Here is a 19,525-nt window from a genome sequence, read left to right on the forward strand (position 1 = left end):
GTGCTCGAGACACAAGGATAGGGATATTGTTTATCTGATTCTAGCCGTCGCGGGTGTGGGGAGGTCCGGTGGACACGCGGTATCCGGCGGAGGTGGAGCAGTTCCGTGCCGAGGTGCGGGCGGTCCTGGCGGAGGAACTGCCCCCGGGCTGGCCGGGGACGGGCGCCCTGGGCGACGCGGCGGCGGTGCGCGAGTTCGTGACCGGATGGCGCCGGACGCTGCACCGCCGCGGGCTGCTGGGGGTGGCCTGGCCGGTCGAGCACGGCGGCCGGGGGCTGACCACCCTGCACCAGGTGGTGCTGGTGGAGGAGCTGACCCGGGCCGGGGTGCCGTTCGGGGTGCAGCCGCAGGACTCGACCGGGTTCAAGATGCTCGGCAACACCCTGCTGCGCTACGGCACCGAGGCGCAGAAGGCGGCCATCCTGCCCGGGCTGCTCTCCGGCGAGCAGATCTGGTGCCAGGGGTTCTCCGAGCCGAACGCCGGCTCCGACCTCGCCGCGGCGGGGACACGAGCGCGCCTGGTCGACGGCGAGTGGCACATCGACGGGCAGAAGATCTGGACGTCGGGGGCGCACCGCAGCACCGGGATCTTCGTGCTGGCCCGCACCGAGCCCGAGGCGGCCAAGCACCGGGGGCTGTCCTTCCTGCTGGTGCCGCTGGACCAGCCGGGCGTGGAGGTCCGCCCGATCCGGCACATGACCGGCGGGGAGGACTTCTGCGAGGTGTTCTTCACCGACGCCCGCTGCCCCGCGGACGCCATCGTCGGCCGGCCCGGCGACGGCTGGAAGGTCGCCTCGACCCTGCTGACCTACGAGCGCGGCGAGGAGGCGGCGACCAACCCGATCCTGTTCGCCGCCGAGCTCGACCGGCTCGTGGAGCTGGCCCGCCGGCGCGGACTGGCCGACGATCCCACCGTGCGCCGGCGGCTGGCGTACTTCCGGGCCCGGGTGGAGGTCATGCGCTTCCTCGGCTACCGGATCCTCAGCGACGTGCTGGCCGGCGGCGAGCTGGGGGCGGCGTCGTCGGTGTCGAAGCTCTACTGGAGCGAGTACCACCGCGAGGTCACGCAGCTCGCGCTGGACATCGAGGGCCTCGACGGCCTGGTACTCGTCGGCAAGGGACCGTCGCGGCCGCTGCGGACCGACGACCCGGGCGCCGACCCGGAGTCGACGACGAGCTGGTGGGAGGTCTCGCTGAACGCGCGGGCGGGGACGGTGTACGCGGGCACCTCGGAGGTGCAGCGCAACATCCTCGCCGAGCGCGTCCTCGGCCTACCCCGCGAACCAGCCGCCTGAGGCGTCGGGCGCCCCGGGTTCGCCGGGGCGCCCGAGCAGGTCCAGCGTGGCCTCGTTGCGCCCGCCCTGGCCGAGGTAGCGGGCGCCGGCGCCGAGGTGGCGCCGCCACAGGTCCTGCGCGCCGGCGGCGTCCCCGGCCTCGATGAGATCGACCAGCATGGCGTGCACCCGCACGGTGCCGCGCTCGGCGCGCTCCAGCTCCGGGGTGCCGAGGTCGGCCTTGACACGGGTCCAGGTGGTCCGGTTGATGATCTCGCTGAGCAGGTTGATCAGCAGGGCGAGCGTCTCGTTGCCGGCGAGGCGGACCACGAGGGCGTGGAACTCGTTGTGCAGCCGCACCCCCTGCACCCGCTCGGTGGCCGCGTCGTGCTCGGCCAGGGAGGCGCGCAGCGCCCGCAGGTCGGCCTTGGTGCGCCGGCGCGCCAGCGCGGCGGCGGTCGGCGGTTCGAGCAGCAGCCGGGCGTCCCAGACGTCGGCGATGGTGGTGCCGCGGTGCTCCAGGACCAGCCCCGCATAGCGGGCCGCGGCCGTCGGGTTCGGTGACTGGACGCGGGCCCCGCCGCCCGCGCCCCGGCGGACCGTGATGAGCGACTCCGCCTCCAGGATGCGCAGCGCCTCCCGCAGGGTGGGCCGTGAGACCCCGTACTGCCCCATGAGCACCGCCTCGGGCGGCAGCGCCTGGCCCTCGGCGAGGGTGTTGCGGATGATGGCCTGCCGCAGATCCGAGGCGACCAGCTCGGCCATCTTCGGCACGCGCATCCGCCGGCCGATGGCGTCACGTGGCCGTTGCGGACCGCCTGCGGCCACGCTGTCTCCTTCGGTCGGGCGGGCGGAGGGAGGAGTGCGGGGCATTCTAAAATATAGATAATTTAGCTCTCGGGGACGGGTGTCGGTAGGGTCGGGCCGCCCGCGGGCCGCGTACCACGGCAGCGGCGCGATGACTGCCAGGTGGCGGATGTCGCAATATTTCGGTACTGTCACCAACGGCTGGTCAGCGTGCCTCGCCGCGGCGGGAGCCGCGCGGATGGCCGGGCCGGCCGTGCTACGACGATCCGCGAGTACGGGGGTGCGCGCGTCCGGCGATTCCCGGAGACATCCTTCGCGTCCGCGGGTCCGTGTTCCGTACGCCCCTCGCGTTCGCTCGGGAGTCCCGCCGGTATGCCTCGTATGTACTCATCTCTGGTTCTGGCCATCGTGCTGCTGGCGCTGGCCGGTCTGGCGGGCGGCTGCTCGTCGGGCACGCAGCCCGCGGCCGCCGGCTGCGACACCCCCGGCGTCACCGCCGACCAGGTCCGCCTCGGCCTGCTCTACCCGGACTCGGGCCCGACCGCGTCGTCGCTGGCCGCCGTCCGGGCCGGCATCGACGCCCGGCTGGGGCTGGCGAACGACAACGGCGGCATCCACGGGCGGAAGATCGTCTACGACTGGCGGGACGACCAGGGCACGACGGAGGCGAACGCGACCGCCGCCCGGGACCTCATCGAGGGCAAGCAGGACTTCGGCATCCTCGAGTACTCCCTGGCCGCCGACGGCAGCGCGCGTTACCTCGCCGAGCGGGACGTGCCGGTGGCGGGGCTGGCCGCCAGCGACAGCTGGTCGACCAACCGGAACATGTTCTCCTTCTCCTACACCACCGGTTCGTCGACCGACACCTACGGCACCTTCGTGAAGTCCCGCGGCGGCACCCGGGCGGTCCTGCTCACGACCGCCCTGTCCGCCGGTGTCAGCGGCGCCGGGGGCCGGTTCGCCGCGAGCCTGCGCGGGGTCGGCATCCCCGTCGTCGACCAGATCGGCTACACCGCGAACGCCGACAGCCCGGCCGCGATCGCCCGGCGGCTCGCCGCCACCGGCGCCGACACGCTGGTGACCGTCGTCGGCACCCCCGACCTGCCGGCGGTGCTGCGCGAGCTGCCGGCCGCCGGGTGGACCCCGAAGGTGATCCTCTCGGCCAGCGGCTACGACAGCGAGCTGCTGGCCGACGCGGGCGGCGCCATGACCGGCGTCGTCGTGCCGCTGTTCTACCGGCCCTTCGAGGCCGGCGGGGCGCCCATCACCGGTTACGTCGACGCGATGACGCGCCACGCCCCCCAGATCGCCAACCCCCGCCAGGACCTCGCGATGATCGGCTACATCGACACCGACCTGTTCCTGCGGGGGCTGCAGGAGGCCGGCGCCTGCCCGACGCGACGGGGCTTCGTCGACGCCCTGCGCTCGGTGCGCAGCTACGACGCCGGGGGCCTGATCTCGCCCATCGACCTGAGCACCAACCTGGGCCGGCCCACCACCTGCCTGGCGTTCGTCCAGGCCAACGCCGCCGGGTCCTTCGACGTCCTCGACGAGCGGCTGTGCGGCCGGGAGCTGCCGGCGTCCAGCGCAACCGGCTGACCGACGCCGCGCCGCGGGGAGCCGGTCCCGGCGAAATCCGCTAAACACATAGGTAGAGCTACCTTTTCGCCGAGACCCGGAGGTCAGATGGATCGGGGTGCGGGACCGCTGGCCGGACTGCGCGTGCTGGAGATCGCCGGGCTCGGGCAGGTGGCGATGGCGGCGATGGCGCTCGCCGACCTCGGCGCGGACGTGGTGCGCCTGGACCGCCCGGGCGGCGGGCCCTACCCGGCCACGGCGGGCGATCCGGTGCTGCGCGGGCGCCGGCACGTGACGGTTGACCTGCGCTCGCCGCAGGGCCGGGACACGGCCCTCGACCTCGCCGCGGCGGCTGACGTCGTGCTGGAGGCGATGCGCCCCGGCGTCGCCGAGCGGCTCGGGATCGGCCCGCAGGACTGCCTCGCCCGCAACCCGCGGCTGGTCTACGCCCGGATCACCGGCTGGGGCCAGCAGGGGCCGCTGGCCCAGCAGGCCGGCCACGACGTCAACTACATCGCGTTGACCGGGGTGCTGGGGGCGTTGGGACGCGCCGGGGAACGACCGCTGCCGCCGCTGAACCTGCTCGGCTTCGCCGGCGGCGCGATGATGGGCGTCGTCGGCGTGCTCGCGGCCCTGCACGAGGTGGAACGCAGCGGGCGCGGCCAGGTCGTCGACGCCGCCATCGTCGACGGCGTGAGCCTGCTCGCCCAGATGGTGTGGTCGTTTCGCGGCCAGGGGCGGTGGAACGACGCCCGCGAAAGCAACCTGTTCGACGGGCACGCCCCGTTCTTCGACACCTACACCTGCGCCGACGGCCGGTTCGTCGCCGTCGCGGCGATGGAACCGGCCTTCTACGCGAACCTGCTGCGCGGCCTGGGCCTGGCCGACGCCGACCTCCCGCCGCAGGACGACGAGGGCGGCTGGCCGGTGCTGCGCGCCCGGTTCACCGAGGCCTTCGCGCGCCGCACCCGCGACGAGTGGGTGGCCGTGTTCGCCGACCTCGACGCCTGTCTGACCCCGGTCCTGACCTTCGACGAGGTGGCCGCGCACCCGCAGATCGCCGCCCGCGGCACGGTCGTCGAGGTCGACGGGATCACCCAGGCCGCGCCGACCCCGCGCTTCTCCGCCACCCCGGCGCCGCCGCCGCGCCCGCACACCGAGGCCGAACCCGCCGAGGAGATCCTCGCCGCCTGGCGCGGTCGCTGACCGTCCACCCGAAAAGCGGCAAGATAATTCGAGTTTGCGCAGTGCTTCCCGCTTCTCCTCCATCGAGGCATGTCTGGCTACAATTCTGCTCCGTGGTCTGGTTGACGTGGGCGGACGCGGCCTCGGGCGGCTGGCACTGAACGCGGAAGACCAGGTGTTTCGCGCGGTCCGCGCCTGCGAGCCGACGACCTGGGACGTTGCCGGCGGAGCCCGAATCGCCAGGTCGGAGGCCGACGTCCCGCTGCGTGGACCCGCCGCGGCCGATCCTGATGCGGCGGCGGCCGGCATGGGGCTCGGCAGGCCGGTCTCGATACGTCGGGAACACCCTTGAGCCACCTGTATTCGTCGCAGACCAAGGTCGAATTCGCGCACCGGATGGGCCCGGGTTGGACCGATTTGGCTGATCTGGTCGGTATGTCACCTTTCGAGCGGGGTCGCCTGGAGCGCGGTGATCAGGCACGCGGCATCTGGGAGTGGCTGGACGCCCGAGGCCGTCTCGGCGCTCTGCGGGAGGCGCTCAGCACGATCGACCGTGACGACCTCGTCGAACTACTCGACGCTGACCGCCCTTCGCCTGTCGAGGCAGTCGCTGACGAGAGTCCGGCGCAGGTGGTTGAACCACGGGGCACAAGCGCCTGGACACTCCAGGAGGACACAGATCTCGATACCCATTGGCTGCCTCGCGCCCGCGGCGCCGATCCGGACAGCGCCGGCGACGGCTGGTACTTCAGCGGACGGCGCGTCGCCGTTGCCCGCATCACCGAATTCCTGACCGGACCGACGGCCCGTCGGTCCCCTCTGGTCGTCCTGGGCGAACCTGGCAGCGGGAAATCGTCGCTGCTGGCCCATGTTCTCGTGCTGGCGGACCCGGAACTGCGGCGGAAGATGCCGCGGCGTTACCGGACGGCCGGCACTCGTCGGTTGGTCGGCACTCGTCGGTTGGTCGGCGCGGTCGACGTGGCCGTCCGCGCCACCGGCAAGACCGTCGGGCACGTCGTCGCCGAGTTGGCACGGGCCGCCCGGGTCGAGTCAACCGATCAAGACCACCTGGTTGCGGCGCTGCACCGGCAACAGGGCGGATTCCACATCGTCATCGACGGCTTGGAAGAAGCGGAACGCGATCACATCAGGCAGATCGCCACGCTGCTGATTCGGTTGAGCCGGGACCCGGATCGTCGGGGAATCCGGGTGGTGATCAGCGTCAGGCGGGCTCCCGACGGCACCACGCTTGACGACATCACAAAATTGGTACTTGGCGCGACCGCGGACTCGATGCTCGAGGTCGACCGGGCGCCCTACCTGGAATTCGCTGACGTCGTTCACTATGTACGAAGCCGGCTAGACGATTCGGGGACTGCTCGACCTCGCTCGCCGTACGTGGGTCATGAGAATCTGGCCGGCCGCGTCGCGAGCGCGGTCGTGACGCGTGCCGGCGGAAACTTCCTGGTATCGCAGCTGGCCGGCCGCAACCTGGTCGACCGGGACGAGCGGGTGGATGTGACCCGACACCGATGGTGGGCCACTTTCCCGACCGACGTCGAAGGCGCGATGGACCAGTACATCGCGCGGTTCGGCGACGAGAACCGGCAGCGGTACGTACGCGAGTTGCTGGCGCCGCTGGCCTTCGCGCTGGGCGACGGGCTGCCCGACAACGACCTGTGGACAACTGCGGCGAACGTGCTCAGCCAACCGGCTCACAGGTACTCGACGACCGACGTCCACACCATTCTGGACGAGTCCGCCACCTACCTGGTCGCCTCCGATCGCACTGATCGCCGTACCTACCGGCTGTTCCACGACGCGCTGGCGCAGTACCTCCGGAACCGCTGCCGCAAGCGGAACGCCGAAGCGATGCTGGTGCGGGCGTGGCGGTCGGTCGTGCCACCTGCCCCGGACGGCCACCTCGACTGGGACGCTGCCGACCCCTACCTGACGGCACATCTGGCCCAGCACGCCGCGCAGGCCGACCAGCTCGACTCGCTGGTCACGGACCTGCGGTTCGTGGCGACGGCAGATCCGGTGGGATTGATCCCGGCGCTTGCCCGCGTACGTACCGACATCGGGGGACGCGTCGCCCGCGCCTACCGTCGACTGCCGCAGACCACGAGCGATTCCGCCCACCGCGCCGCCTGCCTCGCGCTCAGCGCGCAGCAACTCGGTGACGTCGCCCTACGCGACTCCTTCGTCTCCTGCGGTCTGACACTGCCGTGGACGGTGACCGGCGGGGCTTGGCGGACGCCCGACGAACACGAGGTCGCGGCGCAACTCGAGGACGGCACCACCGCAGCGACGCTGTTGCGCGGCAACGACGGCTCGGTAGTCGTGGTGAGCGGCGACCGCGACAGCCGGCTTCGGGTCCGAGAGTTGATCGGTGTGATCGCCTATCCGCTGCCGGGCGACGCCGCGCACTCCCCGTCCGTACCGATCGCCGCGGTGACCGGCACCCAACTGGCGGACGGTCGACATCTGCTGTGCAGCGCTGGACGGGACGGCAGCCTACGACTCTGGCATCTCGACGCCGGCCTGCTCGTGCCGTTTGGGGCGATGGCCCACGGCGCCGCGCAGGCCGTCGAACTGGCCGCGCTCACCCTGCAGACCGGGCCGCTGCTTGCAGTCTGCGACGTGGTGGGCGCGCTGACGCTGGCGGGGGTCAACGCCGACGGCACCCTCCGGGTACTCGCCCGCGGCGAGAGGCCAGGTGTCCGTCACGTCGCGCTCTTCCTGGCCGGCGACGTGCCGGTGCTGGTCGGCGCAACATCGGACGGCCACGCCGCGCTGTTCCGTCCCGATGGACAAGGCGGTTTCCAGGTCGAGCCGCTGGGCGTGGCCGGGCGCTGGTCGATCGGGTCGGTGGCGACCGTCAGCGACGGGGAAACAGCGACGGTTGCACTCGGTACCGGCGGCCGAGAGCTCTATCTCTACCAGTCGACCTCCGGCCCCGCTCGGCTGGTCGGTACCGGGTCGGGCGTGACGACGTCCGGGATCTCCGCCCTCGCGTTCGTCCCGCGGACAGCGGACACGGCGAACGGAGGAATCCTCATCGGCGACGGCGACGGCATGGTGCATTACTGGGTGTTCGACGACGACGGGAACCTCACGGTTCGCCGACGCGGCCGCCCGCATCAGGACGAGGTGATCGCCTTGTCGGTCGTGCGCACCGAAACCGGCACCATGGGCGTCAGCTACGGCCGCGACGGCAAGGTGGCAGTCTGGCCGCTCTCGGGAACGCCAGTCCCTCCAAACACACAGCAGCATGACATCGACATCGCCGGTGCCTCCGCCGGGGTCACATCGGTCTCAGTGCTCCGCCGCGTGGGATCCGGCGCTGAACGGTGGACCCTCGGGCCCGAGGACCAGCTCGTCGAATGGCCCCTACCCGGCCCCACCGAAGGCGTCATGGTCACCGGCACGGTGGACGGCAACGGAAACCTTCGCGCCTTTCGGGCCGACCTGGTGACGAGACCGGCCAAGCCCGGTTCCCGGCGCCGGCCGATACTTATCCATCCGTTCCGGGCGTTCGCGATCAGCACCATCGACGGCGAACTCGTCACGCTCGCCCTCAAGCACGACGGCAGTCTCGAGGTGTCCGGGCCGCACGGGGCCACGTCCCGCACGGTGCAGACAGGCGTTCGCAACGCCATCTCGATCTCCGTCGGGGACGCCGCTGACGGCACCCCGGTGGTGACCTGCGGCGACGTGGATGGTGTCGTACGGCTACGCGCCTGGGCCGAGCTCGACGACTGGGACGCGGCGCCGACGTGGCCACTGGGCCAGGCAGACACCTGCACGGCCGTGTCGGGCGACCTCCTGCTCACCGGCGACGCCGCAGGTGCGGTCCGGCTCTGGTCGCTGCGTACCTCCATCCCGCGTCCGTACGGCGAGTCAGCCGTTTCTCACGCGACGCCGGTGACGGCTGTTGCCCTCAGCGTGGTCGACGGTACGGGATTCGCGGTCACCGGCGACCGGGTCGGCACGGTTCTGATCACGCCTGTCGGCGAGGACGGGCTCCAAGAGCAGCCGTTGCACCGCATCGCGCTAGGCTCACGGGTGTTGTCGATCGCTGTAGTGGGCCGCCGGAAGGTCCTGATCTGGTGCCGTCAGGGCGCCCTCGTGCTGGCGTGGCCGGACCATTGATGCGACCGGCCCACCAGCGGCAGAAGCCGATTCGGCGGGACAGTCGGCTGCCGGCTGTTCTGCGAGCGGGCGCCGTTCGGAAAGAGCAGAAAAATGGATCATGATGCGGTCGAACCGCTCTACCGCGCGTGGCTTGCTCCTGATCGCAGCACGCGACTGGAGATCCTCAAAGCAGTGCCCGCGCCAGGACCGATTGCGTTGCGCAGCAGGTACCGGCATCTGCGCGATCCGATCGCTCCCGACGGCCCGCTCCAACCCGGTCTGGAGCCGTCACAGTGGCGTGAGGTGTTGGACCTGGAGACAGAGGGCGACCTGGCGATCCGGCGAGGCGACCACGACCGGGCGCGAAAGGCGTTCACGCAACTAGCCGAACATGAGTCCACGGCGGGCCACCGGGTAGTACGGATACACGCGCTCATAGGAGCTGGCGACGTTGCGCGGGCGGTGGACGAGGTCGACAGCGCTATCGCCGCCTACGAGGAAGCACTGTCGTTGTCGGTCACCGACCGCTACCGTTTCGGGCAGCTACGCGCACTGGTACCACTCGGCTACCTGACCATCGCTTACGCCTCCGCGGGTACAGCTACGGAGCGGTTCACTCTCGCCGAGTCGCTGGCCGCCGAACTCGAAGATCCACTGTATCGGGCCAATGCCGCGCTCGGCCTCGCGGACTGCGCCGAGCGTTCCGGTGACCTTAATGGCGCGATCGATCTCGCCAGCACCGCGTACACCGCATTTGAACAGGTTGGCTCACCGATTGGCAAAGCGAACGCGGCGCACCGGACGGGTGCCCTGCTGCACCGCGCTGGCCGGCTGGCGGAAGCATCCCCGTGGCTGGAACAGGCACACAGCCTGTACGTCGAGATTCGCGACCCGGTCGGTTTGACTAATGTGCTGAGCGGTCTCGGCGATCTCCACCTCGACCGGCAGGATTTCGAGCCTGCAGAGCGGTGGTACACAGCCGGTCTGCAGGAGGCCAAGGAAGCCAGGCTACCGCGTGCTCGGGCCCACGCGTTGCAGGACATTGCACGTTTGGCGCGCGGCCGCGGCCAGTGGGCGGACGCTGTCACCAAATTCGAGCAGGCGCTGGCCGCCTACCGAGAGATCGACGACATCAACGGTGTGACACACGCCCTGGACAAGATAGCCGAAGCTCAGGCCGAGCTCGAACAACCTGACGCCGTGGTACGCACCCGACTTGAATCGGTCTTCTCGGTCGAGGCGTTCCGCGCGGCGCACCGCGATGAACGTTCCCAGCGAGAATACCGCAACCGATTTGCCCAGGCGTATTCGCGTGCGCTGGCCGCCGCAATAACCCATGGTGACGCCAATGTCTTTGCGGTGGTGGCCGATTGCCTTGCCGGGCGCCGTCTGGCCGGACTCATCGAAGCCGGCGCGCCCACGTCCGGCCAGGAGCTGGAACTTCTACAGGGTCTGCTGGCACATGCCGATCAGCGACTGGTCCAGCATCGCAGGCAGCCTCGCGACGTCGAGGGCGAGAGTCGCCGCGAACAGCGCATCCGGCTACTCGGGTCGATGGGCATCCGGTACGGGTTGGCTGACAAGGCCGAGTTGTCCCTCGACGACCAGCTCGCTGCTGTCTACCTGCCGCCCGAGCGTGACGGTGCGCCGCTGCTAGCCTCCGCACCGACGGGGGCACACCTGCTGCAGCTGCTCGCAGATCCGACCGAGTCGGACCGGATAGGCTGGCTCTGGAGACCGCCCGGCGAGCCGCCACGACTCGGTTTCAGCAAGCTCGACGGCACCACTCGGGAGCTGCTGGATACGCTCTGCGGCGACGAGTCCGCACGTATCCAGCTGCACATCTGGGATCTCAGGCCGTTGGCATCCGTTTTGCCGCCGGGATTTACCGATTCGCTCATGTCAGCGCCCGAGCAGCGTCTACTCATTGTTCCGGTCGGTGAGCTGTGGATGATTCCCTGGAGCGCCGTCCCCCTGTCCGACCAGACGGTGCTCGGTGAGCATGTCCGCTACGCCGTATGCCCGTCACTCATGGTGCAGCGGCTACTTGCGGCGCGGGCCGCGGAGGCGGGCACGCCCATCAGCATCGACGGCGACACCACGGTGGATGTCTGGCGCAGTCCTTTGGTGGAGCACCACGATCTCACCGGTATCGACACCGATGCCCGTCTCGATCTTCGTCCACTCCCGTCGTCTGCTGAAGCCCGCGCCCGACTGCGCGACGGCGGGGAGATGATGGTGGTGATCGGACACGGTCGACCGGCTCCCGGGATGGGGCACTACCTCGAGTTCGACCATGCCGACTGGTTGGTGCCCGCCGATCTGCTCGGTGCCTCCACACCACGCAGGCTCGCCCTGCTGGCGTGCGGGGCGGGCTCGATCAGCCAGACACGGCCCAGCGACCCGATCAGTCTCGCCACCCTCGCGCTCGCGGCCAGATCGGACGAGGTACTCGCGACGGTCGGCGAGCTGGGCGACTCGCATCCAGCCGCCCGCTACGCGGAACAGATCCTCAACGGCATGGCCCACTGTTCCCTGCCAGACGCGCTACATCGAGCCACCCGTTGGCTGCTGTCAGATGGAGACATGCGTGCCGAACCAATCTTCCACTGGGCACCGCTGATACCAGTCGGCACTGTCCTCGACGCCGCCTAACCAGTCAGATCCCGGTCGAGGATGTCCGCTAGCTCCGGACGGCCCAGCTCACGCAGCGCAGGCGCCAACTCGTCCATCCGGAAACGCCGCTCCAACCACTCCCAGACCTCGGACGCCCCGCGACCAGCCTTAAACCGAGCCTTTTCCCAGGCCGGGACGCCGACGTAGTCGGCGAGCTCCGGCCACTCGGCGTACAAGCCTTGGCAAACCCGGACCTTTACCGGGCCAGAATAGGAGACCTCGCGACGGCCAATCCGGCCAGCACCGCCAAGATCGAGCCCTCGCACCTCGGTACTCGACAACAAGCCTCCGCTGGCGGGAATATCGATTTGATCGCTGCCGCCGGGAGAAACCGGCGACGTGAACGGGTTGGACACAACCGGTACCTGATCGGGCACCGGCGCAGCGTCAACGGCACGAAGCAATTCGCGGGCAGCGTAGCCGGCCAGACGGTAGTACCACCACCTACGATCCGGCCCAAGGTCATCGAATGTAGTGAAAATCAAGCCGTGGGCGATCAGTGACAGCAGATACTGCCTGCGCCACACCTCGCGCCCGCAACGTCGCAGGGCGTCGTCCGCGGTTCTCCAAACAGCACTGACGGTAGCGCCAAACGCCGGCGCGATCTCGTCGCACGGCGCCTGCTGGTCGACCATGACGTCCAGCATCAACCGCCGCTGCCGGTCTGACGCGTCGGCGAGCAGTGGCGAAATCGCGGACAGCAACAGCGTCACCAGGTCACGATCCAGCGGACAACGCGACTCGTAGGTCATCAGGTCCACGAGCACAAAGGTGTCCGGCTCGGCATGGTCGGCGTACTGGCGCAACAACACGTTCTGCCCATGCAGGTCGCCGTGCGCGCGGCCCACTACCAGATCGATCTGAAACTCGCCGAGCAGGGATTCACCCGTGTGCAGGAGTAGCGGGTTGGGCATCGGCAGATCCTCGCCGGTGCGCACCCATGGTAAGTGCGCCACCGCACCTTGGCCGAGGGTCTGGCGACCTAGGGACCGGGCCTTGTCGACCTCGCCGCGCAGGTAGTCGACGGCCCCGGTCGTCCGCACCTGTCGATCGGGGTTCCAATCGGCGATTAGTGAACGGGTAACCGCCTCGCAGGCGGCGGCCAGACGGCGTGGCGGCAACTCGGCCAGTGGGCGCCATTCGCTACTCGTTCCAGCCTGTGACTGGAACATCAATGTTCGACCGCCGGCCGTCGCGATCGGAGGGTACAGCTGCTCGACCAGATGCTGGCGGAATTCGGCAGGACACTCGTGAATGGCCGTGCCGTGCGCATCCGTCTCCGCTGACTGCTCCGGCGGCAGACACTTGACCACGACTAGTTGGGTGCCAGTGCAGGTGTCGGTGACGTATACGGGCGCCAGGATCGCAGCCGTGTAACCCCCGTTTTTCCAGGCGTCCGCGGGTACCTGGACCGTCAATGCCTCTCGCTCGCCCCAAGCTATCAGGGCGGCTGCGGCGTCGGCGCCGAGCAAGCCGGAGAGGGCAGCTCGGCTCACGGCGTCCGGCTCCGTCGTCACGCGGTACTCCTCGCCGCTGAGCTGGGCTGTTGCGCTGACTATGATGGCAGGGTGGCTGGCGACGGGACAGGTCCCGGGTTCGAGGTGTCCGTCTCCACGGATACCATCCTGCGTCTCGACCTGTACAACCGGGAGCAGGTGCTCGCCGCTCCGGAGCCGCGTCTGGTTCGGCAGGCAAGTGTCAGCTTCGGTCGGCCGACCGTCCACCCCGTTCGAGCCGACCAGTTCACGGGCTTGCATAAGCTACGCCCCGACCTGCACCGCAAGCAGTTCCTGTTGGTGCAGTGGCCGTTCGACCTCGAGAAGCTGCCGGCGAACCGCAGGTACGAGTCGATGACGGTGGACATCGAGTTCGACAACGAGGCTGTGGTAGCCCTTGACATCCTTCCGCCCGCTTACGATGCGCCTGGCCCCAGTGATGACGAGACGGTGCGCATCGACGTGCGAGGAGTCGGTCGTCCCCGGCTCGCCTGGGATCTCTGCCCCGTCGATCCGGCCTGTGGGTTGCGTCCCAGGAGTCGGGTGATGCTGGTAATCCTCGACCTGCCGGCCGACGTAGTCAGACTGACGGGGACGTTGGGCGCCAAGGCAGTCGTCGCCAGGCGGCGGCTGGGGCGGTTCGACACGACAACCGCGGAGTCTCAAACCCCGGCACCCTTCGAGCTGGGCATTGACGGCACATTTGCGATCCTGCCCTCCGCCTCGTCCGGGTCACCAGTGTGAGGTAACCGGTTGTCGTTCACACGGTTTCGGTACCAGGATGGCCGCCTCCTACGCAAGACTCGTCAACGAGTCGTGATCCGTGGTGTTCGGAGGGGTCGATGACAGGTATCCGTCGGATCGATCAGTTGCAAAACAGTGAGCACTGTCTGGCCCTGCTGAGGGCAGTCGCGGTGACGCACCGGCATGCCCAGCGGGCACAGAGTGTCAGCCTGGCGGTATCGCTGGTTGTCGCGGGCCTGGGCCTGGCGGCCACGCTGGTTCCCGCGATGACACCGACGACGGTGTTCGTCGGCGCCCTCTGGGCTGTCACGTACGCGATCTTCGTCGTCCCGTGGTCTGGACGGCACCTGCAGACCAGCGCGACATTGCAGGAGATGTTCGATGTCGTACTGTTCAACCTGCCGTGGAACGCGGTCGTCGCCGGCGACCGTGTGCCCGAGGACGAACTAAGCCGGCTCAGCCGCCGATTCCGCCATGACGAGAGCCGGCTGCGTGACTACTACCTGGTGGCTGCCGTTCCCCCACCATATGACATGCTTTTTTGCCTCGAACAGAACCTTGCCTGGGGGTCACGTGTCCGCCGACGTTTCGCAGCTGCGCTGGTCGCCGTCGTCACGCTTTGGTGTGCGGCAGGCGTAGTCGTCGGAATCGTTACCAACAGCACCATCAGCGAACTGGCAAGCGGATGGTTCGTCCCGTCGTTCGGGCTGCTGCTGCTCTGCCTGGACACGTATCGGGCACAGATTTCGATCACCAGTGAACGCACTCGAGTGCTCGGTTTGCTCCGCGCGGCGAGCGAGGATGCCACCTCCCCTGCCCTCGCAACGGAACCTGCTCTTACTCTGTTCACCCGCCAGATACAGGACGTGCTGTTCCAGCTCCGCCGGCAACAGCCACGGGTACCTAACTGGTTCTTCCAGCGGTTCCACGACAGCGACATGACCGATTTTCGACTCAAAATGCGCGTGCTCGAGGAAAGGTTCGGAAACCCAGCAGGCGCCGCCTCCTGACCCGGCCGCCACGCCTCCGAAGCCGCCGCACACAATCGCCGAGTTCTCGAGGCCAGGCCGGAGCATTGCGGTAGGTGCCGTCGTGCATCGCCGCCGGCGTGTTGACCTGGGTGGGGTGATCGAGTGATCCCGCGGTTGCGGTCGTTCATCATCGCCGCCAGAGAGGCCGGACGCCGCCTGTGGGCGCACTTCTTTCGCGAGGAGAGGGCGGCCCTGCGCTGCCTTACCCCCTTTCTTCGCTACCTCGTGGTCGCGCTGCGCGGTATTCGCCGTGCTATTTTTCCGGGCGCCGCCGGGTGGGCAGGCGGTGACCCGGCTATACCCTTCCGGTCAGGCTTTCGGGCAGACCTGTCGGCACCGGTGGCTGTTCGTAGCGGGTCACGGGCGCCGAAGCTCGCCGGTATAGTTCCGGCCGAGGAGGCGGCTATGCAGGATCGTCACAGAGACCGCGACGCGCCGTCGCCCCATCAGTCCCGTGGACGGACCGTGACGCGCCAGATCCGGCAGGCACCCCTCGGGGGACTGCGTGGCGCCGATGATGTCCTCGGCCTCCAGCGTTGCGCAGGCAACGCGGCGGTGGGCATGCTGCGGAGTCCTGGAGCCGCGTCTTCTCGGAGCGTGCTCGCCCTGCTCCCGTCCCTGTCCCCGGTTGTGCAACGCCAGGCAGACGACGCCCCGTCGCAGACATCGGTGCCGGACTCGAAGGCGACGCTGCGACAGCTGATCAGACGAGTGGAGCAGATCTACGCTGACGCGGGGTCCGGACCGGACTCCGAGCGGTACCTGCCCACGGTTGCGAGCACGCTCGAGCAGATGCGTGCGGTCGCCGCTGACGGTGACGAGACGGCGGCGGCGATGCTCGTGTCTGCCTTTACCGGCGACCGCCTGCGGGTGGCCGCCGCCCAGCTCACCCTTGCCTCCGAGCCCGACGCCAGCGTAGGGGTGGACGGGGCGCAGGACCGCAGCGATGCGCCGGGCGTCTCCCGCCAGCCGCTGCCGGACATCGCGTCCCGGCTGCTGGCAGTCGGTGATATTCCGGTGATGCGACACCGCGCCGGCAGCGAGTTCATCGTCCAGCGGGATGCGGCCGCCGCGCTCATCGCGGCTGGCTCGTTCCTACTGACAGCTGACGCCGAGGCCGCGCCAGTGGAAGCCGCAGCCGGGCCGCCGGGGTGGGCGGTGGCCGGTACGGTCGCGATCGTCGCCGTAGGCTTGATCGGCATTGGCTACCTTATGGCCGGTGCGCAGCCGGAGACGCTCACGGCCGAGGAAGAGGAAGCGATTCGGCGGAAAGAAGCGGGAGAGCCATACGACCGAGCGACCTACGATCGGGCGAGGCGGAAGCAGATCAAGAACGAGAAGTACGAAGGTGAACGTAACAAGCGCAAGCAACGTGGTGGGGGATGACATGTCGGACGGCGCCGCCCACTCCCTCCGCGCACTGGTCACGGATTGGACGTGCAACCAGTTCGCGATCACGGATCACGAGGGCGACACCGCGGCCCTCCTGCGCCGGTTGGCCGACAGCATCGAGGGGCTGGGCCCCATCAACATTCTGGACATCACCTACACCAGGCCCTCCGATCCGTCGATAAAAGAGATCACTGCGACGGTGTACTTCACTCTGGCCGAGGAGGGGTGAAGGCCCCGCCCCGACGCCGGCCCCGAACCCTGGGGACCGCCTAGCCGGAGCCGACCCCTGCTTGCCGGTACGAGTACGGCGCTCACGGTGTCGGTGGCAGCCTGTTCCGACCTGCGCTTTCCCATCGCCACGAGGTCCTTCCCGGGCCGCTGGCGCTACACGCCGTCTGGCAGGCGCCGGCGCGAGCGCGCGGGTGGACGCGCGGGCCGGCCGGGGGCCGACCCGCGCGGGTGGGGACTACTGCGGGGGGACTACTGCGGGGGAACTACTTGGAGCTGCCCGTGGCGGCCACCGAGGACAGCAGCGCGGTGTTGCCGCCGTCGGCCTCCGCCTTGCGGCGACCCATGCTCTTGGGCTCGATGTCGACGTCGGCCGCCTCGGCGCGCAGCGCGGCGACGGTGGACTTCTCCTTCGGCCGGTGAGCGAAGGGGTTGAAGTCGAACGCCCGCATCGCGTTCTCGTGGGTGATCTTGTTGATCTCGTCGTCGGAAACCCCGGCGAGGTCCTTGAACAGCTTCTCGGGCCCGTACGGCCAGGTGGAGTCCGAGTGCGGGTAGTCCAGCTCCCACATGATCTTGTCGACGCCGACGTCCTCGCGCAGCTTCACGCCCACCGGGTCGTCGATGAAGCAGGTCCAGATGTGGTCGTGGAAGACCTGGCTGGGCAGCTTGCCGCCGAGGTCGGTGAACGTCCACGCGTGGTGGTGCTGGTAGACGTAGTCGGCGCGCTCGAGGGCGTAGGGCAGCCAGCCGATGCCGCCCTCGGACAGGGCCATCTGCAGGTTCGGGATCCGCTTGAAGATCCCGGAGAAGACCAGGTCGGTGACCGCCATCAGGCTGTTCACCGGGGTCAGGGAGATCATGACCTCCGGCGGGGCGTCCGGGGCGGTCACGGTCACCGTCGACGACGAGCCGATGTGGATGCAGACGACCACGTTGTTGTCCGCGCATGCGCGCAGGAACGGGTCCCAGTAGTCGCTGTGGTAGCTCGGCAGGCCCAGCTTGACCGGGTTCTCCGAGAAGGTCACCGCGCGGGCGCCCTTCGCCGCGACCCGGCGGACCTCCTCGGCGGCGAGCTCGGGGTCCCACAGCACGGGCAGGCTGATCGGGATGAACCGGTCCGGGTGGGAGCCGGCCCACTCGTCGATGTGCCAGTCGTTGTAGGCGCGCACGCTGGCCAGCGCGAGGTCCTTGTCCTTGGCGCGCAGGAACAGCTGGCCGCAGAAGTGCGGGAAGGTGGGGAAGTTGATGCCCGCGAGCACGCCGCCGGCGCTCATGTCCCGCACGCGCTCGTCGGCGTCGTAGCAGCCGGGGCGCATCTGGGCGTACTCGGTCGGGTCGAGCCCGTACTCCTCCGGGGGACAGCCGGCGACGGCGTTGAGGCCGACGTTCGGGGCGAAGCCGTCCTCGAACGCCCACAGGTCGCCGCCGTTCGGGCCCTTGACGATGTGCGGAGCCCGGTCCTTGTACTTCGCTGGGATGTGCGCGTCGAACATCGTGGGGGGTTCCACGACGTGGTCGTCGACGCTGATCAGGATAAGGTCTTCGACCTGCATGACACTCCTTGACGCTTACAGAGGGCGGAAGAACGCACCAGCGTGCGTGGGTCCGGGTGCACCGGTCCTGCCGGGTCCCGGTGGGAGGGCGCGGATCTCACCGGATGCCTCCCTGCTCCTCGTCGGTGGTTTGGGCCGTGCCCGCAGCGCGCGGCTCGTCCGCTGCCGGGCGGCGGGACAGACCCGGCGACCAGGCCGCCGCGGCCCGGCGATGCGGGCCGCTCGCCTGGTGGTGAGCCGCGGGCACGTGACGCAGCTCTATGAGCTGCAACACTACTAAGACTACTGTCAGGATGGAAGGGGCGCCAGCGGATCGAACCGCACGACCCGCCCCGATCCGGGCAGCGACCCGATCCCGGCGGGGATCCGATCCGGTGGCGATCCGATCCGGTGGGGACCCGATCCGGTGGGGATCAGAACGCCGAGCGGTGGTGGCCGCCGTCGACCTCGATCCAGTTTCCGTTGACGTAGCCGGCCTGCTCCGAGCAGAGGTACACGATCATCGAGGCGATCTCGTCCGGGCGGCCGAGGCGCGCGGCGGGCACCCGCGCGTTGGTGCGCATCCACTCGCGGCGGGCGTGGGCGTCGTGCACGCCGACGTTGGCGTCCATGTACGCGATCGCGTTGGCGGTCTCGATCCAGCCCGGCGCCACCGTGTTCACCGTGATGCCGTAGCGGGCGTACTCGTCGGCGACGGTCTTGAGCAGGCCGATCGTCGACGGGCGGGTGGCGTTGGCGATGGCGTGGTGGATCGCGCCCACCGGCTCCTTGGCGGTCGCCGAGCCGATGTGGACGAAGCGGCCCCAACCGGCCTCGCGCATCCCGGGCAGCACGGCATGCAGCAGGTAGACCTGGCTCATCGTGTAGCTGCGGAACGAGTCGACGTAGTGCTCGGGCTCGGTGATGTCGGCGAAGTCGCCCGGGATGTTGAACACCGTCTGGCCGATCACGATCAGCGGCGGGCCGAGCGTCGTGGTGACCTCGGCGACGGCCCGGTCGACGTCGGCGCGGTCGGTGAGGTCGGCCGGGACCCCGATCGCGGTGCCACCCTCGGCCGTGATCTGCTCGACCGCCGCGTCGATGGCGGTCTTCGTCCGCGCGACGATCGCGACCTTGCAGCCTTCGGCGGCGAGCATGCGGGCGGCCTCGCGGCCCATCCCCTTGCTCCCGCCGGTTAAGAAGACGACCTTGCCGGCGATGCCGAGATCCATGCGCTGTGCCTCCTGGGCGTCAGTGCCCGCTCGTTCGCCCGGCCGGCGAGCCGAGGGCCGAGGGACCGGGCGGGAGTCGCCGGTCGGGTCCGGGGCCTGCGCCTCGCGGCGGGGTGGGACACGACCGTCGTGGGTGGTCGGGGTGGGGACGCGGCCGGTCGCACCGGCCCATCGCGGCCTGCGGGGCGCCGGTGGGCGCGGCGCGGGCAG

The 19,525-nt window shown here is 69.5% G+C and carries 13 protein-coding genes; 9 read left to right on the forward strand and 4 right to left on the reverse strand.

From position 1 onward, the window contains the following. Window positions 1-68 precede the first annotated feature (68 nt). The gene (locus FRAQA3DRAFT_RS06625) at window positions 69-1,295 is read left to right on the forward strand and encodes an acyl-CoA dehydrogenase family protein (protein ID WP_009738294.1); all 1,227 of its coding nucleotides are present in this window, start codon (window positions 69-71) and stop codon (window positions 1,293-1,295) included. On the opposite strand, the gene FRAQA3DRAFT_RS06630 is transcribed toward FRAQA3DRAFT_RS06625, so the two are convergent. Continuing rightward, a complete protein-coding gene (locus FRAQA3DRAFT_RS06630; protein WP_009738295.1) occupies window positions 1,272-2,102 on the reverse strand; it encodes a FadR/GntR family transcriptional regulator in 831 nt (276 codons plus the stop codon). The genes FRAQA3DRAFT_RS06625 and FRAQA3DRAFT_RS06630 overlap by 24 nt on opposite strands. A 351-nt stretch (window positions 2,103-2,453) precedes the next feature. Between FRAQA3DRAFT_RS06630 and FRAQA3DRAFT_RS06635 the strand changes: the two genes are divergently transcribed. The 4 genes from FRAQA3DRAFT_RS06635 to FRAQA3DRAFT_RS06650 all read left to right on the forward strand — a co-directional run bounded on the left by FRAQA3DRAFT_RS06635 (window position 2,454) and on the right by FRAQA3DRAFT_RS06650 (window position 11,636). Then, complete coding sequence (locus FRAQA3DRAFT_RS06635) at window positions 2,454-3,680, forward strand: ABC transporter substrate-binding protein (RefSeq protein ID WP_009738296.1); 1,227 nt, start codon at window positions 2,454-2,456, stop codon at window positions 3,678-3,680. Between the two features lie 87 nt (window positions 3,681-3,767). Further along, window positions 3,768-4,865, forward strand: coding sequence for a CaiB/BaiF CoA-transferase family protein (locus FRAQA3DRAFT_RS06640; protein WP_009738297.1), 1,098 nt, complete (start codon window positions 3,768-3,770; stop codon window positions 4,863-4,865). Window positions 4,866-5,240: 375 nt separating this feature from the next. Further along, entirely contained in the window at window positions 5,241-8,999 is a 3,759-nt protein-coding gene (locus tag FRAQA3DRAFT_RS06645) for a hypothetical protein (RefSeq protein WP_369809444.1), read from the forward strand. A 93-nt stretch (window positions 9,000-9,092) separates the two neighbouring features. After that, window positions 9,093-11,636, forward strand: coding sequence for a tetratricopeptide repeat protein (locus FRAQA3DRAFT_RS06650; protein WP_083873510.1), 2,544 nt, complete (start codon window positions 9,093-9,095; stop codon window positions 11,634-11,636). Here FRAQA3DRAFT_RS06650 and FRAQA3DRAFT_RS06655 read toward each other — a convergent pair. Further along, entirely contained in the window at window positions 11,633-13,174 is a 1,542-nt protein-coding gene (locus FRAQA3DRAFT_RS06655; RefSeq protein ID WP_009738300.1) for a hypothetical protein, read from the reverse strand. The two genes, FRAQA3DRAFT_RS06650 and FRAQA3DRAFT_RS06655, sit on opposite strands and share 4 nt — an antisense overlap. Before the next feature lie 51 nt (window positions 13,175-13,225). Between FRAQA3DRAFT_RS06655 and FRAQA3DRAFT_RS06660 the strand changes: the two genes are divergently transcribed. The 4 genes from FRAQA3DRAFT_RS06660 to FRAQA3DRAFT_RS06675 all read left to right on the forward strand — a co-directional run bounded on the left by FRAQA3DRAFT_RS06660 (window position 13,226) and on the right by FRAQA3DRAFT_RS06675 (window position 16,549). Next, on the forward strand, window positions 13,226-13,897 hold the full coding sequence (locus FRAQA3DRAFT_RS06660) for a hypothetical protein (protein ID WP_035920638.1): 672 nt from the start codon (window positions 13,226-13,228) through the stop codon (window positions 13,895-13,897). 98 nt (window positions 13,898-13,995) lie between these two features. Further along, complete coding sequence (locus FRAQA3DRAFT_RS06665; protein ID WP_009738302.1) at window positions 13,996-14,907, forward strand: S-4TM family putative pore-forming effector; 912 nt, start codon at window positions 13,996-13,998, stop codon at window positions 14,905-14,907. Between the two features lie 732 nt (window positions 14,908-15,639). Beyond that, window positions 15,640-16,314 (forward strand): hypothetical protein, encoded by a 675-nt coding sequence (locus FRAQA3DRAFT_RS06670; protein WP_157467164.1) that lies wholly within the window; start codon window positions 15,640-15,642, stop codon window positions 16,312-16,314. 1 nt (window position 16,315) lies between these two features. After that, entirely contained in the window at window positions 16,316-16,549 is a 234-nt protein-coding gene (locus tag FRAQA3DRAFT_RS06675; protein ID WP_009738304.1) for a hypothetical protein, read from the forward strand. A gap of 265 nt (window positions 16,550-16,814) precedes the next feature. On the opposite strand, the gene FRAQA3DRAFT_RS06680 is transcribed toward FRAQA3DRAFT_RS06675, so the two are convergent. Together FRAQA3DRAFT_RS06680 and FRAQA3DRAFT_RS06685 are read right to left on the reverse strand one after the other, a co-directional pair. Beyond that, complete coding sequence (locus FRAQA3DRAFT_RS06680) at window positions 16,815-18,104, reverse strand: amidohydrolase family protein (RefSeq protein ID WP_009738305.1); 1,290 nt, start codon at window positions 18,102-18,104, stop codon at window positions 16,815-16,817. Between the two features lie 413 nt (window positions 18,105-18,517). Further along, a complete protein-coding gene (locus FRAQA3DRAFT_RS06685; RefSeq protein ID WP_009738306.1) occupies window positions 18,518-19,315 on the reverse strand; it encodes an SDR family oxidoreductase in 798 nt (265 codons plus the stop codon). Between the last annotated feature and the right edge of the window lie 210 nt (window positions 19,316-19,525).

Origin of the sequence: Frankia sp. QA3 (genome assembly GCF_000262465.1) — a bacterium.
Lineage (GTDB): Bacteria > Actinomycetota > Actinomycetes > Frankiales > Frankiaceae > Frankia.